This window comes from Aeromonas sp. ZOR0001 (assembly GCF_000801015.1).
In the GTDB taxonomy this organism is placed as follows: domain Bacteria; phylum Pseudomonadota; class Gammaproteobacteria; order Enterobacterales; family Aeromonadaceae; genus Aeromonas; species Aeromonas veronii.
Genome location: NZ_JRJY01000009.1, coordinates 1 through 14,689, shown reverse-complemented (window position 1 = coordinate 14,689; position 14,689 = coordinate 1). Strand labels below are relative to the sequence as shown.

The window sequence follows — 14,689 nt, the reverse complement described above, 5'->3', positions numbered from 1 at the left end:
GAAAAGGCCCCGCCAGTGATGGCGGGGCCTTTCTATTGGCGCCGTGGCGAGCAATGACGCCTTGTTGTTTGCTCCCTTCTCCCCTCGTGGGAGAAGAGGCGGGGATAAGCGCCTCTTAGACAGCTGCAGTCAGCTGCACTTCCACCTTGTAGCCTTCGTGGGCCAGACGGGCTTGTACGCAGGCGCGCACGGGTGCGGTGCCTGCCGGGATCCAGGCATCCCACTGCTCGTTGAAGGCAGCGATGTCCTGAATGTCTTTGAGATAGATATTGGCCATCAGGATCTTGTCGATGCCGGAGCCGTTGGCTTCCAGCAGGCGCTGCAGGCTTGCCAGCACTTCGCGGGTCTGCTGGTGGATGTCGGCCTCTTCGCTGACGGGCACTTCCACCACGTAGAGGGTGCCATTGTGGATGACCACGTCTGACCAACGCTGGGTGGTGCCGATTCGGGTAATGGTTGTCATGGAGTGCTCCGGTACGGGGGCTTATTGACCCTTGCGGATCAGGTAGCGGTAGGGGGCCTGCTCTGTCTCGCTGGCGACCAGGGTGTGATCCATAAAGCGGCAGAAACTGGGGATGTCGCGGGTGGTTGAAGGATCGTCGGCGCTGACCAGCAGGGTCTCGCCATCCGCCATCAGCCGCACTTTCTTGCGAACCATCATAACGGGTTCCGGGCAACGAAGCCCGATTGCGTCCAACTCGTGGGTTGCGCCGCAGAATAAATCACTCATCTATTATCAACCTTCAACCTATTCGGCTGCCAATGATACTCAGGGCTAAAAAATAATCAAACAAACGCCCCATCAACCAGCATATGTAACCGAAATGTTATTCGGCCCTATCCAGCTTGCGCCGGACGAGTAATATAAAAATTGAACCATATTCAACAAGGAGGTGAATATGCAGGTCTCCTACGGCAGATTACAAGCCTATGCAGGCATGGGGTTCTTGTCCTTCGCCATGATAGTGATGGGCAGCCCGATCGGGAATACCGGTACCTGGTTCGGCTCCATGGTGATGGTCGGGTTGGGGCTCTGGATCGAGCTCAGCGATTACTATGACGAGGATGAGGACGAGAACGATCAATCCTGAATCGGATGACGATTCAACAACAAAGGCGGAGCAATTCCGCCTTTGTCATTTCTGCCGTTTGGCAATGTGCCCGGATCAGCGGGTCGAGCGCATCGCCCGCTCCAGATGCAGCGCCGTCTGCTCCGGGTTGGCCTTGGGGTCGTTGAAGAAGTTGCTCAGCACATCGAGGATTGCCTGCCGCATATTGGTCGGCGTCGCCATCCCCTCCGCCATGCTGGGCAGCAGGTTGTCCTGCTTTTCCGCCAGCAGGAAATCCTGATAGGAGCGGACGGCGCAGCGGTCGAACTTGCTCATGTCGGGATTGGTCAGCGCCGGGATCGACCCCTTCACCCGATTGAACTCCTCCTGAAATTGCGGCGTCATCAGTAGTTGGGCCAGATCGCCCTGCGCCTGCAGCTGGGCCGGATCCCGCTGTTTGAACATGGCGATGGAGTCTAGGTTGTAGCTGAACAGTCCGGCGCTGCCCGGGCTCGGCAGGCAGGCGATATCCTCACCCGGCCGGTAGTTACCGGCACTCAGTTCACCCTTCACCCAGTCCCCCATCACCTGCATGGCGGCGCCACCGCTCTCCAGCAGGTTGGTGGCCTGATGCCACTTCAGACCGGCGTATTTTTGCGGGACGTAGGCGCGCAGCTGCTGGAAACGGGTCAACACCCGCACCATGTCGGGGCCGGTCAGGGTGGCGCTGTCCTGCTCGAGGAACGCCTTGCGATAGAATTCTTTTCCGCCCTCACCGAGCGCCACCGTTTCAAACAGTACCGCCAGCTGCCAGGGCTCGTTACCGATGGCGAGCGGGGTGATGCCCCGTTTTTTAAGCTGGTCGGCGACGGTGACAAACTGGGCCCAGTCAGTGGGTGGAGTCAGCTTGTTGCGCTCGAAGATCTTGCGGTTTAGCCACAGCCAGTTGACCCGGTGGATGCCGGTGGGCACCGCCATCAGGGCGCCATTCTGGCTGAGGGTGGCCCGTACCATGGGCGGCATCTGGCTGTACCAGCCGAGGTGTTCGGCCATGGGGGTGAGATCGCGCAGGAAGCCGAGCCCGGCCCACTCCTTGAGTTCATAGCCCTTGAGGTGAGCTGCTTCGGGCGGGTTGGCCGCCAGTGCCCGGCTCTTCAATACCGTCATGGCACTCTTGCCGCCGCCGCCCTGTACCGCGAAGTCGTTCCACTGGTTGCCCTGTTTGGTCCACTCGGATTTGAGCACTTCGACCGCTTTTGCTTCGCCGCCGGACGTCCACCAGTGCAGTACCTCCACCTGGGAGGCGGCAACGGGAGCAGAGAGCAGGGCGATGACAGAAAAAGACAACCACTTCATAAGGTTACTGCCTTGGTAGGGAGAGCGTGGCCTGCAGGCCACCTTGCGGACGGTTTTCCAGCACCAGATCGCCGCCGTGGGCGTGGGCAATGTTGCGGGCGATGCCAAGGCCGAGGCCAGTGCCGGCCTGATCGGTGCTGAGCCGGTAATAGGGTTCGAAGATGCGCTCGAACTGATCGTCCGGCAGACCGGGGCCCTCATCCATGATGAAGAGAATCAGCATCTCCTCGTCATCCATGATGATGATGCGCACCCGCTGGCCATATTTGATGCCGTTGTCCACCAGATTGCCGATGCAGCGCTTGAGCGCCAGCAGCTTGCCGCGATAGGGCCACTTGCAGTGCCCTTCGATGGTCAGCCGCTCGTCGTGCAGGTTCATCGACTCCGCCATCTGCTCCAGCAGGGCGTTGATATCGATCTCTTCGATATTCTCGTGAATGTCGGTCTCTTTGACCGTCTGCAACGCCCCTTTCACCATCAGCTCCAGCTCGTCGAGATCCTTGTTGAACTTGGCGATTTGCACCTCGTCGTCGAGCAGTTCGACCCGCAGTCGCAGTCGGGTGATGGGGGTCTTGAGATCGTGGGAGATGGAGCTGAACAGCCGTTCCCGATCATCGATATAACGGCGAATGCGGTGCTGCATGATGTTGAAGGCGCGGGTGGCCGCCACGATTTCCGACGCCCCTTCCTCTTTGAGCGAAGGCTGGTCGATATCCTTGCCCAGATTGACCGCCGCCTTGGCGAGACGGCGCAGCGGGCGGGTCTGCCAGCGCACCAGCATAAAGGTGAAGAAGCAGAGGAACACCGTCATCAGGGCGATGAAACGCACCTGGTTGCTCGGCATCACGGTATCGTCGAGGGTCATGTAGGGGGCGGGCAGCAGGGCCGCCAGATAGAGCCACTCCCCCTTTTCAATCTCGATCTGGGTTACCAGCACCGGCGGATTGAGCGGCTCCAGCGACAGGGTGTAACGGGCCCAGGAGGAGGGGAGATCCGCCAGCAGGGTATCGTTGTTGAAGACGTGGAGGTCATCGGGGCGGGAGAAGTCCACCTTGATCGCCATGGCGTCGGAGAGCTTGCGGGTCAGCACTCCCTGCACCTCCTCCAGCACCTGCGTCTTGCGTTCGCTGTCGGGGATGGCGTTGATGTGGATCTCCTCTTCGTTGAGTGAGACGAAGAAGCGGCTGCCCCCCATGTTGCGCAGTTGGTCCAGCGCGATATGGCGATACTGCAGCGGCAGGGATTTGAAGAAGTTGACGGTGGAAGCGGCAGACATGGCGAGGTTGCGGGTGGTGCTGAGCATCCCCTCCAGTTCCCGCTTCTGGATCTGCTGCATCCAGATGCCGGTCAGAATGGTCTGGGAGAGCAGGATGGCCAGCAACAACAGCAGGATCATCCGTGACAACAGGGAGCGGGGCACCAGCGCCCCCCAGGACCACTTGTTGCTCATGGCAGCTCGTGCACCTCGGCAATCAGCATGTAGCCGCTACCGCGGATGGTCTTGATGATGCGCGGGCTCTTGCCGTTGTCGCCCAGCTTCTGGCGCAGACGGCTGATCTGTACGTCGATGCCGCGCTCCATCGGCAGACTTTCGCGGCCGCGGGTGGCATCCGAGATGGTGTCCCGATCCAGCACCACGCCGGGCTGTTGCAGGAACATGCCGAGCAGCATGGCATCGCTGCCGGAGAGATCCAGCAGGCTGCCATCGTCGTGGGTCAGCTGGTGGCTCAGGGTGTCGAGGGTCCACTCGGCAAAACGCAGGCGGCGGCTCGGCTCTTTCTCTTTTTCCGGCTGGCGGAATTCGGCGCGGCGCAGCAGTGCCTTGATGCGGGCCTGCAGTTCGCGGGGGCTGAACGGCTTGGCGATATAGTCGTCGGCACCCAGTTCCAGACCGATCACCCGATCCGCTTCGTCGGAGGCGGCGGTCAGCATGATGATGGGCACCTGGGAGTCACGACGGATCTGCTGGCAGAGGGTAAAACCGTCTTCGCCGGGCATCATGATGTCCAGAATAATCAGGTCCGGGCTGTGCTGGGCGAGTTGCTGGCGCATCTCGTTGCCCTCCGCCGCCGTCAATACCTGAAAGCCCGCCCGGGTCAGGTACTCATTGAGCAGCTCGCGGATCTCTTGGTCGTCATCGACGATCAGCAGTTGTTTGCTCATTGACATATGTATGTGCATCCACCCATTTTTTTGTGCAGATTGAACCTGTCGGGGGAGTAAAAAGCAAGCAAGCCCCCTATCTAATGTGAGGTTTAAGGCAATAACAGCCTATTGATAAGATTAAAACGAAAAAAGGCCGACCCAAACGGGACGGCCAACAGACAGCTTCTGACCACTGACGAGCACCCCGTGTGGCGATCGTCACAGACTTGAAAAGGGGCCAGTCAGACTGGCCCCGAAAAGGGACAACTCTCAGTAGTGCATCCCGTCGATCCGGCTGGTTATCACACCCGTTCAAACACGGTGGCGATGCCCTGACCCAGACCGATACACATGGTGGCAACCCCCAGGGTGGCATCCTTCTCCTCCATCAGATTGATGAGGGTGGTGGAGATGCGGGCGCCGGAGCAGCCGAGCGGGTGGCCCAGCGCAATGGCGCCGCCGTTCAGGTTTACCTTCTCGTCCACCAGATCCTGCAGACCCAGATCCTTCACGCAGGGCAGGGACTGGGCGGCAAACGCCTCGTTCAGCTCGAACAGGTCGATATCACCGACAGTCAGGCCGGCACGCTTGAGCGCCTTCTGGGTGGCCGGTACCGGGCCGTAACCCATGATGGCGGCGTCACAGCCGGCGATGGCCATGGCACGTACCTTGGCGCGCGGCGTGAGGCCGAGGGCCTTGGCGCGATCCGCGCTCATCACCAGCATGGCGGCGGCGCCATCGGACAGGGCCGAGGAGCTGCCAGCGGTGACGGTGCCGTTGACCGGGTCAAACACTGGGCGCAGTTGGCTCAGGGTTTCGACCGTGGTCTCTGGGCGGATCACCTCGTCATAGTCGTAGAAGAAGCGGGCGCCGCTGGCGTCATGGCCTTCCAGCCCGACGATCTCCTTGGCAAAACGTCCTTCCACGGTGGCGGCGTGGGCACGGCGATGGGAGCGGGCGGCAAACTCGTCCTGCTGCTGGCGGCTGATGCCGTGCAGCTTGCCGAGCATCTCGGCGGTCAACCCCATCATGCCGGAGGCTTTCGCCACCGACTTGGCCATGCCGGGGTGGAAGTCGACGCCGTGGCTCATCGGCACGTGGCCCATGTGCTCGACGCCGCCGATGATGAAGATATCCCCGTCACCCACCTGAATGGCACGGGAGGCGTCGTGCAGCGCCTGCATGGAGGAGCCACACAGGCGGTTGACGGTGACCGCCCCCACCTGCTTGGGAATACCGGCCAGCAGCGCGGCGTTGCGGGCGATGTTGAAGCCCTGCTCAAGGGTCTGCTGCACGCAGCCCCAGTAGATATCCTCGATCTCGTTCGGGTCGAGGTTGGGGTTGCGCAGCAGGATGGATTTCATCAGGTGCGCGGACAGATCTTCTGCACGCACGTTGCGGAAGGCGCCGCCCTTGGACCGGCCCATCGGGGTCCGGATACAGTCGACAATGACTACGTCTTTCATGAATGGATCTCCTTTCCGCAATCAGTAGAAGGTTTTGCCTTGGGCAGCCATCTCGCGCAGCTTGTCGCTGACGCGGTAGAGCGGGCCCAAGTCGGCATACTGGTCGGCCATGGCCACGTAGCGATCCAGACCGATAGTGTCCAGATAGCGGAACACGCCGCCGCGGAAGGGAGGGAAGCCCAGACCGTAGACCAGTGCGATGTCGGCTTCGGCTGGCGTGGCGACTATGCCCTCTTCCAGACAGAGCACCACCTCGTTGATCATCGGGATCATCATGCGGGCGATGATGGCTTCCTTTTCGAAATCCTGTTTCGGCTTGGCGATGGGGGCCAGCAGCTCGTAAGCAGCGGCGTCAGCCACCTTCTTCGGCTTGCCCTTCTTGTCCTGCTCGTAGGCGTAGAAGCCCTTGCTGTTCTTCTGACCGAAGCGGTTCACTTCGTACATCACGTCGATGGCGGTGCGGCCTTCCTTGCTCATCCGCGCCGGGAAGCCTTGCGCCATCACGTCACCGGCATGGTGACCGGTGTCGATGCCAACCACGTCCAGCAGGTAGGCGGGGCCCATCGGCCAGCCGAACTCCTTCTCCATCACCTTGTCGACGGCCGCGAAGTCGGCGCCATCGGCGACCAGCTTGTTGAAGCCGAAGAAGTAGGGGAACAGCACGCGGTTGACGAAGAAGCCCGGGCAGTCGTTGACCACCACCGGGGACTTGCCCATGGCTGCGGCATAGGCCACCACGCGGTTGATGGTTTCATCGGAGGTTTGCTCGCCGCGAATGATCTCCACCAGTGGCATGCGGTGCACCGGGTTGAAGAAGTGCATGCCGCAGAAGTTCTGCGGGCGCTTCAGCCCCTTGGCCAGCAGGGAGATTGGGATGGTGGAGGTGTTGCTGGCGAGCACTGCGTCTTCGCCAATGATCCCTTCCACTTCGCCCAGTACGGCGGCTTTCACTTTCGGGTTCTCGACCACGGCTTCGACCACGACGTCCACATGCTTGACGTTGTCATAGCTGAGGGTTGGGGTAATGGCAGAGAGCACCTGGCCCATCTTGATGCCATCGATGCGGCCCTTTTCGAGCTGGCCGTTGAGCAGCTTGGTGGCCTCATTCATGCCAAGTGCCAGCGCCTTCTCGTTGATGTCCTTCATCACCGCCGGAATGCCCTTGCTGGCAGACTGGTAGGCGATGCCGCCGCCCATGATGCCGGCACCCAGTACGGCGGCGTGGCCAGTGGCCTTGCTCGCCTGCTTGGCCGCCTTCTTGGCCAGCGCCTTGATGTGTTGATCGTTCAGGAAGATACCGACCAGCGCCTTGGCCACGTCGGTCTTGGCCAGCTTGATAAAGCCCTGTGCTTCAACGGCCAGCGCCTCGTCACGGCCCATGCCTGCGGCGGCCTCGACGGTTTTCACCGCAGTCATAGGCGCCGGATAGTGTTTGCCCGCCACGGCGGCAACCATGCCGGCGGCGGTGGTGAAGCTCATCATGGCTTCCAGTTTGGAGAGGCGCAGCGGGGCTTTCTTGGCGGCGCGACGGCTCTGCCAGTCCAGCTTGCCCGCGATGGCGTCTTTGATCATCTGCAGCGCAGCGCTCTGCAGTGCGTCCGGGGCGACCACGGCGTCGATGGCGCCCACCTTGAGGGCGTCATCGGCACGGTAATCCTTGCCGGTGGTGATCCACTCGAGCGCGTTGTCGGCGCCGATCACTCGCGGCAGGCGGACGGTGCCGCCAAAGCCCGGCATGATGCCGAGTTTGGTCTCGGGCAGGCCGATTTTGGCTGTGGTGTCAGCCAGACGGAAGTCGGTGGAGAGAATGGTCTCGCAGCCGCCGCCCAAGGCGTGGCCCTTGATGGCGGAGAGGGTCGGAACCGGCAGATCTTCGATGGCATTGAAGATGTCGTTGGCCTTTTTCAGCCAGCCGAGCAGATCTTCTTGCGGCAGATCGAACAGTTCCAGGAATTCGGTAATGTCGGCACCGACGATAAAGGCGTCTTTGCCGGAGGTGAGGATCAGACCTTTTAGTTCACGTTCTTGTTGTAATGCGGCGATCGCTTCGCTCAGGGAGAGCAGGGTAGCGCGATCCAGCTTGTTGACTGAACCCGGGGCATCAAACCTCAGCTCGGCAATGCCGTTTTCGAGGTAGCTGACCGACAGGGTTTCGCCTTGGTAGATCATGAGAGTGTCTCCTTGTTCCCACTCAGTGGGGAGTGGTGCTCCTTAATCCCCAGCAGGGGGCGAGGCTCACTATTGATCCAAAAGGAGACATTTTCAACACCTATTTAAAACATTTGTTTAACAGATCTCGAGTAAAAGCTCTTCATCACAAAACGGGCAAAAGAGAGGCGCCTTGCGGCGCCTCGGATGAATATGAGTTTGCTATCAACTGGCCAGTTCCGGCCGGTTGCGATACTGGTTCAGCACCTCGGGATCGGCGAGGGCGTGGGTGTTGTTGACGGGTCTGTTGTGCACTACCTCCCGCACCGCCAGTTCGACGATCTTGCCGGACTTGGTGCGGGGGATGGCATCCACCTGCAGGATGCGGGCGGGCACGTGGCGGGCGGTGCAGTGCTGCTTTATTTGCTGGCGGATCCGCTCGCGCAGCGGCTCATCCAGCTTGCAACCCACCTTGAGCTTGACGAACAGCACCACCCGCTCGTCTTGCTGCCACTGTTGGCCGATGACGATGCTCTCCTCCACCTCGTCCAGCTGCTCGACATAGCGGTAGATCTCGCTGGTGCCGATGCGCACGCCGCCCGGGTTGAGGGTGGCGTCGGAGCGGCCGTAGAACAGAATGCCGCCAGTCGGGGTCAGCTCGATCCAGTCGCCGTGGCACCAGATGTTGTCGAACCGCTCGAAGTAGGCTGCGTGGTACTTGTCGCCATTCTCGTCGCCCCAGAAGTAGATAGGCTGGGCCGGGAACGGCTTGGTGCAGACCAGCTCGCCCTTCTCTCCCTGCACCGGCTGGCCCGCCTCGTTGAATACCTGCACCGCGAGGCCGAGGCCGCGCCCCTGGCTCTCGCCGCGATAGACCGGGCTGAGTGGATTGCCGATGACAAAGCAGGAGCAGATATCGGTGCCGCCGGAGATGGAGCTGAGCTGCACATCCTGCTTTATCTGCTGGTAGACGTAGTCAAATCCCTCCGGCGACAGCACAGATCCGGTGCTGCAGATCAGCCGCAAGTGCGGCAAATCGTGGCTCTTGATGGGGGCGTAACCCTGTTTGTGCAGTGCATCGAGATATTTGGCCGAGGTGCCGAACAAGTTGACCTGCTCGTCGCGGGCGAGATCCCACAGCACGTTGCCATCCGGGTAGAAGGGCGAGCCGTCATAGAGCACCAGGGTGGCGCCGGAGGCGAGCGCGCTCACCAGCCAGTTCCACATCATCCAGCCACAGGTGGTGAAGTAGAAAATTCGCTCCCCCGGCTTGATGTCGCAGTGCAGCTGGTGCTCTTTCAGATGTTGCAGCAGGGTGCCGCCAATCCCGTGCACGATGCACTTGGGTTTGCCGGTGGTGCCGGAGGAGTAGAGGATGTAGAGCGGGTCATTGAAAGCCATCGGCTCGAAGGCGAGCTGGGCACCGTGCAGGCTTGCCAGCACTTGCTGCCAGTCGTGACCAAGCTGCAGCGGGTTGCCGAGCAGGGGGATCATCACCGTCTGCTCTATGCTGCCGATCTGGCTCACCACGCTGGCGACCTTCTGTTGAATGTCGATAGCTTTGCCGTTGTAGCGATAGCCATCCACCGCAAACAGCACTCGTGGTTGGGTCTGGCCGAAGCGCTCTACCACGCTGGCCTCGCCAAAGTCGGGGCTGGTGGCGGTCCAGATCGCCCCGAGGCTGGTGGTTGCCAGCATGGCAACCACTGTTTCCGGAATATTGGGCAGGTAGGCAGCGACCACATCGCCACGACCAATCCCCTGATGACGCAGCCACTGAGCCAGCCGGGCAACCTGTTCCCCCAGTTCACCCCAGCTCAAAGTGCGACTTGGGCTCCCTTCGATGCGGGAGATGATGGCCGGGCTCTCGTCCTGACGGCGCAGCAGGTTTTCGGCGAAGTTGAGGCGGCTGTCGGGGAACCAGCGGGTGCGCTGCATATCCTGACGGTTTTCCGCCACTATGTTGCCGAGCTCGCCTTTGACGCCGCAGTGCTGCCATACCAGCGGCCAGAAACGGGTGGTCTTCTCCACCGACCATTGATAAAGCTGCGGGTAGTTCTGCAACTGCAAGCCGTGGAAACGGTTCACCTCCGCCATAAAACGGTAGAGGTTGGATTGCTGCATCCCGAGCGGATCCGGTTGCCACAGGCAGAGGTTGTCCATGAGTAATCCCTGACTTCATGTATCTACCGGCAGTGTATTGAATTGTTTTTGATTTGTTAATGATTGGTTTTGTGTTGATAACAAACATGTTTGTAACGTATGCGTTACCTCACGAAGCGGCAGCTTGACGGGTCGAGCCGCCAAGCGCTTGATGTTATGCTGCAATCACATTCACCTCGGAGCAGGACGCCATGAGCAGCTACAGCCAACTTTTTGCCCAGCACCTCGATACCTTGCAGCAGCGCACCCGCGACATTCTGCAACAACAGGGGCTCAGCGGACTGGCCATCCACTCCGGCCAGACCCACCGCATCTTCCTCGATGATCAGGATTACCCGTTCAAGGTAAACCCCCACTTCAAGGCCTGGTTGCCGGTGCTGGACAATCCCCACTGCTGGCTGCTGGTGGACGGGGTGAACAAACCAATCCTGCTGTTCTACCGCCCGGTCGATTTCTGGCACAAGGTGGCGGATCTGCCCAACGCCTTCTGGGTCGAGTTCTTCGATATCCGTTTCCTGACCCGGCCGGAACAGGTGGCCGACCATCTACCTGCCAACAAGCAGGAGTGGGCCTACCTTGGCGGCCATCTGGAAGTGGCCGAGCTGCTGGGGCTGACCCAGCCCAATCCGGAGGCGGTACTCAACTACCTGCACTATCACCGCGCCTACAAGACCCCCTACGAGCTGGAGTGTCTGCGCGAGGCGAACCGCATCGGTGTCCGTGGCCATATCGCCGCCAAGGACTCCTTTATGGCGGGGGCGAGCGAGTTCGAGATCAATCTGGCCTACATGAAGGCGGTCGGACAGGGGGCCAATGAGGCGCCCTACGGCAATATCGTCGCCATCAACCGCAATGCGGCCATCCTTCACTACACCCATTTGTCCGCCTTGCGGGTGCCGGATGCGGAGCGCCACTCCTTCCTGATCGATGCCGGCGTCGATTTTCATGGTTATGCCTCCGACATCACCCGCACCTGGGCGTGGCGGCGTGGCGAGTTTGCCGATCTGATTGCTGCCCTTGACGAGCAGCAGCAGGAGATTATCAAGGAGATCAAACCGGGTCGTCGCTACAGCGAGCTGCATCTGCAGATGCACCACAAGCTGGCGCGCCTGCTACAGACCACCGAGCTGGTGGACATGTCGGTAGACGAGATGATCCACACCGGGGTGACCAATGTCTTCTTCCCCCATGGCCTCGGCCACTTCCTCGGTTTGCAGGTACACGATGCGGGCGGTTTCATGCAGGATGAGCGCGGCACCCATCTGGCGGCGCCCGAGCTGTTCCCCTATCTGCGCTGCACCCGGGTGATGGAGGTGGATCAGGTGTTCACCATCGAGCCGGGACTCTACTTCATCGACAGTTTGCTGGAGCCGCTGCGTCAGGGCGAACAGGGCAAACGGGTCAACTGGAACAAGGTGGAGGCGCTGCGTCCGTTCGGCGGCATCCGTATCGAAGACAACGTGGTGCTGCACGCCAACGGGGTGGAAAACATGACCAGACAAGCAGGACTCTGATGGCGGCAGCGTACTCCATTCCGGCTGCCCCGCTGGAGTTGACCGAAGAAATAAAGAAGAGTCGCTTCATTACCCTGATCGCCCACACCCCGACCGTCGAGGCGGCCAGGGGGTGGGTTAACGAGATCAAGCGCCAACATCCGGCCGCTCGCCACCACTGCTGGGCCTTTGTGGCTGGTGCGCCGCAAGATAGTCAGGTTTATGGCTTCAGCGATGACGGCGAACCTTCCGGTACGGCGGGCAAACCGATCCTGGCCCAGTTGATGGGGTCGGGGCTCGGTGAAATCTGCGCCGTGGTGGTGCGTTACTACGGCGGCATCCAGCTTGGCACCGGTGGACTGGTCAAAGCCTATGGGGGCGGCGTCGGTGCCGCCCTCAAGCAACTGCCCACCCTGCTCAAGGTGCCACGCACACCCTCTCTCATTCACTGCGATTACGGTGACATGGGGACTGTCGAGTCGCTGATCAGCAGCCATAATGGCGAATTGCTGGCGGCCGATTACGGTCAGCAGGTCACCTTGCAGGTGGCGTGGGAGTCCTCAGTTTGGGCTCAGGTGGACCGTGAATTGACCGACCGGACTCATGGGCGGGTATCCCTCAGCCCCTTAGATGGCTAGAATCCATCGCTCTTTAATTGGGGAAAGGGAGCTGTAATGCACATCCTGAGCATTATTCGCATTGTTGGCCTGCTGGTTGCGCTGTTCAGCTCGACCATGCTGTTGCCTGCACTGGTGGCCTTTGGCTATCGGGATGGTGGTGGTGCCGAGTTCGTCAGCTCTTTTCTGATCGCCCTGCTGCTCGGCGTAGTGCTCTGGTTTCCCAATCGCTACCACAAGAAGGAGATGCGCTCGAAAGAGGGCTTTCTGATTGTGGTGCTGTTCTGGACCGTGCTGGGCAGTGTGGGGGCGGTGCCCTTCATCATGAGCGACGTGCCGGATATGTCGGTCTCGGAGGCCTTCTTCGAATCTTTTTCCGGCCTGACCACCACAGGCGCAACGGTACTGACCGGGCTCGATAATCTGCCCAAGGCGTTTCTGTTCTATCGCCAGTTGCTGCAGTGGCTGGGGGGGATGGGGATCATTGTACTGGCGGTGGCCATTCTGCCACTGCTGGGTATCGGGGGCATGCAGCTCTATCGCGCCGAGATCCCGGGGCCGGTGAAGGATACCAAGGTGACGCCGCGCATCGCCGAAACGGCCAAGGCGCTCTGGTTCATCTATCTGCTGCTGACCGCGCTCTGTGCGCTGGCCTACTGGCTCGCCGGAATGACGCTGTTCGATGCGGTCTGCCATTCCTTCTCGACTCTGTCGGTCGGTGGCTTCTCCACTCACGATGCCAGCATCGGATTCTTCAACAGTCCGGTCATCAACCTGATTACCGTGGTGTTCCTGCTGCTGGCCAGCGTGAACTTTGCGCTCCACTTTACCGTCTTCTCTCACCGCCCGGTGCGGCTCGGTCGCTACCTCTATGATTCTGAACTCAAGGTGTTCCTGGCCATTCAGGCGACCCTGGTGATGATCTGCTTTGTCGCCTTGCTGACCCACGGACACTACGCCACCTGGCAAGAGGCGCTCAACCATGGTCTTTTCCAGGCGGTCTCTCTGGGGACCACCACCGGCTACAGCACCACGACCTATGCCGACTGGCCCTCGTTCCTGCCCATGCTGCTGATGTTCTCAGCATTTATTGGCTGTTGTGCGGGCAGTACCGGCGGCGGTATCAAGGTGATGCGTTTTATGATCCTGTTCATGCAGGGGATGCGCGAGTTGAAGCGGTTGGTTCACCCCAGAGCCATCTATACCTTGAAGCTGGGGAATAGGGCGGTGCCCGAGCGCATCGTCGAGGCGGTGTGGGGCTACTTCGCCACCTATATTATTCTCTTCTTTATGTTCATGCTGCTGTTGCTGATGACGGGGCTGAACGAAGTGACCGCATTCACCGCTGTGGCTGCGGCTTTCACCAACGTAGGTCCGGGTTTGGGAGAGGTATCAGCCAACTTCGGCAATATCTCGCCAGCGGCCCAGTGGGTACTGGTGTTGGCTATGTTGTTTGGCCGATTGGAAATTTTCACGCTTCTGGTACTGTTTACTCCTGCATTCTGGCGTAGTTGAGGTTGTTATGGACAAGATTCTGGTGCTTTATTCCTCTCGGGATGGCCAAACCCGCAAAATAGTCGATGTCATGCTGGAGCAGATGCCGGGATGCGAAGTGGTGATGCACGACCTGCACACCTTGCCGATGTGTAACCTCAGCAAGTATGCCAAGGTCTTGATCGGCGCCTCTATCCGTTATGGCAACTTCCACCCCAGCCTGTTCAGCTTTATTCACGCTCATCAGGAGCAGCTGGAGGTGGCCAATGCGGCCTTCTTCTGTGTCAACCTGACAGCCCGCAAGCCAGAAAAGCAGACGCCGCAAACCAATGCCTATATGAAGAAGTTTCTGCGCCTCTCTCCCTGGAAGCCGAAAACCTTGGGTGTCTTTGCCGGTGCGCTGCAGTACTCCCGCTATAACTGGTGGCAGACTCGCATTATCCAGCTGATCATGAAGATTACCGGTGGCAGTACCGACACCAGTAAGGACATTGAATTTACCGATTGGGAAAAGGTGCGCAGCTTTGCCCGCGAATTCTGGTCGAAAAGGTAGCTGTGTGATGTGAATTCAGGGTTTCTTGCCCGAAACAGCCCCGCCGATGCGGGGCTTTTGTTTAATAAAACAACGGTTGAACCGGAAAACTGTAAAAAGTGCCATTTTTTGCAGTTTTCCTCTTGTCATCCCGGCGTGGCTCCCTATAATGCGCCCCTACAAGCACGGCGGAACACGCCGAACTGATGAGCCAGCTTCCTAGCGA

Annotated in this window: 13 protein-coding genes; 5 read left to right on the top strand and 8 right to left on the bottom strand. The window is 60.1% G+C overall.

What is annotated here, in order from left to right; translation table 11 throughout:
* Positions 1 to 115: 115 nt before the first annotated feature.
* Complete coding sequence (locus L972_RS01780; protein WP_047434816.1) at positions 116 to 463, bottom strand: RidA family protein; 348 nt, start codon at positions 461 to 463, stop codon at positions 116 to 118.
* Between the two features lie 21 nt (positions 464 to 484).
* The gene (tusA, locus tag L972_RS01775) at positions 485 to 730 is read right to left on the bottom strand and encodes a sulfurtransferase TusA (RefSeq protein WP_005339470.1); all 246 of its coding nucleotides are present in this window, start codon (positions 728 to 730) and stop codon (positions 485 to 487) included.
* A gap of 169 nt (positions 731 to 899) precedes the next feature.
* Here tusA and L972_RS01770 point away from each other — a divergent pair, with 169 nt between their 5' ends.
* Positions 900 to 1,091, top strand: coding sequence for a hypothetical protein (locus L972_RS01770; protein WP_005339471.1), 192 nt, complete (start codon positions 900 to 902; stop codon positions 1,089 to 1,091).
* Positions 1,092 to 1,166: 75 nt separating this feature from the next.
* Here L972_RS01770 and L972_RS01765 read toward each other — a convergent pair whose 3' ends face one another.
* The 6 genes from L972_RS01765 to L972_RS01740 all read right to left on the bottom strand — a co-directional run bounded on the left by L972_RS01765 (position 1,167) and on the right by L972_RS01740 (position 10,327).
* A complete protein-coding gene (locus tag L972_RS01765; protein WP_047434812.1) occupies positions 1,167 to 2,405 on the bottom strand; it encodes an ABC transporter substrate-binding protein in 1,239 nt (412 codons plus the stop codon).
* 4 nt (positions 2,406 to 2,409) lie between these two features.
* Positions 2,410 to 3,855: an ATP-binding protein gene (locus L972_RS01760; RefSeq protein WP_005339474.1), complete on the bottom strand. Its 1,446-nt coding sequence runs from the start codon at positions 3,853 to 3,855 to the stop codon at positions 2,410 to 2,412.
* On the bottom strand, positions 3,852 to 4,574 hold the full coding sequence (locus L972_RS01755; RefSeq protein ID WP_005339475.1) for a response regulator: 723 nt from the start codon (positions 4,572 to 4,574) through the stop codon (positions 3,852 to 3,854). The genes L972_RS01760 and L972_RS01755 overlap by 4 nt, the downstream gene beginning before the upstream one ends.
* Before the next feature lie 278 nt (positions 4,575 to 4,852).
* Entirely contained in the window at positions 4,853 to 6,016 is a 1,164-nt protein-coding gene (gene fadA / locus L972_RS01750; protein WP_005342451.1) for an acetyl-CoA C-acyltransferase FadA, read from the bottom strand.
* Between the two features lie 21 nt (positions 6,017 to 6,037).
* Positions 6,038 to 8,185 carry a fatty acid oxidation complex subunit alpha FadB gene (fadB, locus tag L972_RS01745; RefSeq protein ID WP_047434808.1) on the bottom strand — a complete coding sequence of 716 codons (2,148 nt, stop codon included), beginning with the start codon at positions 8,183 to 8,185 and terminating at the stop codon, positions 6,038 to 6,040.
* Positions 8,186 to 8,389: 204 nt separating this feature from the next.
* On the bottom strand, positions 8,390 to 10,327 hold the full coding sequence (locus L972_RS01740) for an acetoacetate--CoA ligase (protein ID WP_047434805.1): 1,938 nt from the start codon (positions 10,325 to 10,327) through the stop codon (positions 8,390 to 8,392).
* 191 nt (positions 10,328 to 10,518) lie between these two features.
* Here L972_RS01740 and pepQ point away from each other — a divergent pair, with 191 nt between their 5' ends.
* From pepQ to hemG, 4 genes are read left to right on the top strand one after another with little or no spacing between them, the layout of a single operon-like run.
* Positions 10,519 to 11,841, top strand: coding sequence for a Xaa-Pro dipeptidase (gene pepQ / locus L972_RS01735; RefSeq protein ID WP_047434803.1), 1,323 nt, complete (start codon positions 10,519 to 10,521; stop codon positions 11,839 to 11,841).
* Positions 11,841 to 12,458 (top strand): YigZ family protein, encoded by a 618-nt coding sequence (locus L972_RS01730; RefSeq protein WP_047434800.1) that lies wholly within the window; start codon positions 11,841 to 11,843, stop codon positions 12,456 to 12,458. The genes pepQ and L972_RS01730 overlap by 1 nt, the downstream gene beginning before the upstream one ends.
* A 36-nt stretch (positions 12,459 to 12,494) precedes the next feature.
* Positions 12,495 to 13,952: a TrkH family potassium uptake protein gene (locus tag L972_RS01725; protein ID WP_005339482.1), complete on the top strand. Its 1,458-nt coding sequence runs from the start codon at positions 12,495 to 12,497 to the stop codon at positions 13,950 to 13,952.
* Between the two features lie 7 nt (positions 13,953 to 13,959).
* Positions 13,960 to 14,484 (top strand): menaquinone-dependent protoporphyrinogen IX dehydrogenase, encoded by a 525-nt coding sequence (gene hemG / locus L972_RS01720; protein WP_005339483.1) that lies wholly within the window; start codon positions 13,960 to 13,962, stop codon positions 14,482 to 14,484.
* The last annotated feature ends 205 nt before the right edge of the window (positions 14,485 to 14,689 follow it).

Bases quoted from the DNA above. Each gene is read 5' to 3' on its own strand.
- L972_RS01770 (WP_005339471.1), top strand. From the start codon at position 900: ATGCAGGTCTCCTACGGCAGATTACAAGCCTATGCAGGCATGGGGTTC.
- fadB (WP_047434808.1), bottom strand. From the start codon at position 8,185: ATGATCTACCAAGGCGAAACCCTGTCGGTCAGCTACCTCGAAAACGGC.
- L972_RS01755 (WP_005339475.1), bottom strand. From the start codon at position 4,574: ATGTCAATGAGCAAACAACTGCTGATCGTCGATGACGACCAAGAGATC.
- hemG (WP_005339483.1), top strand. From the start codon at position 13,960: ATGGACAAGATTCTGGTGCTTTATTCCTCTCGGGATGGCCAAACCCGC.
- pepQ (WP_047434803.1), top strand. From the start codon at position 10,519: ATGAGCAGCTACAGCCAACTTTTTGCCCAGCACCTCGATACCTTGCAG.
- L972_RS01730 (WP_047434800.1), top strand. From the start codon at position 11,841: ATGGCGGCAGCGTACTCCATTCCGGCTGCCCCGCTGGAGTTGACCGAA.
- fadA (WP_005342451.1), bottom strand. From the start codon at position 6,016: ATGAAAGACGTAGTCATTGTCGACTGTATCCGGACCCCGATGGGCCGG.
- L972_RS01740 (WP_047434805.1), bottom strand. From the start codon at position 10,327: ATGGACAACCTCTGCCTGTGGCAACCGGATCCGCTCGGGATGCAGCAA.
- tusA (WP_005339470.1), bottom strand. From the start codon at position 730: ATGAGTGATTTATTCTGCGGCGCAACCCACGAGTTGGACGCAATCGGG.
- L972_RS01765 (WP_047434812.1), bottom strand. From the start codon at position 2,405: ATGAAGTGGTTGTCTTTTTCTGTCATCGCCCTGCTCTCTGCTCCCGTT.
- L972_RS01780 (WP_047434816.1), bottom strand. From the start codon at position 463: ATGACAACCATTACCCGAATCGGCACCACCCAGCGTTGGTCAGACGTG.
- L972_RS01725 (WP_005339482.1), top strand. From the start codon at position 12,495: ATGCACATCCTGAGCATTATTCGCATTGTTGGCCTGCTGGTTGCGCTG.
- L972_RS01760 (WP_005339474.1), bottom strand. From the start codon at position 3,855: ATGAGCAACAAGTGGTCCTGGGGGGCGCTGGTGCCCCGCTCCCTGTTG.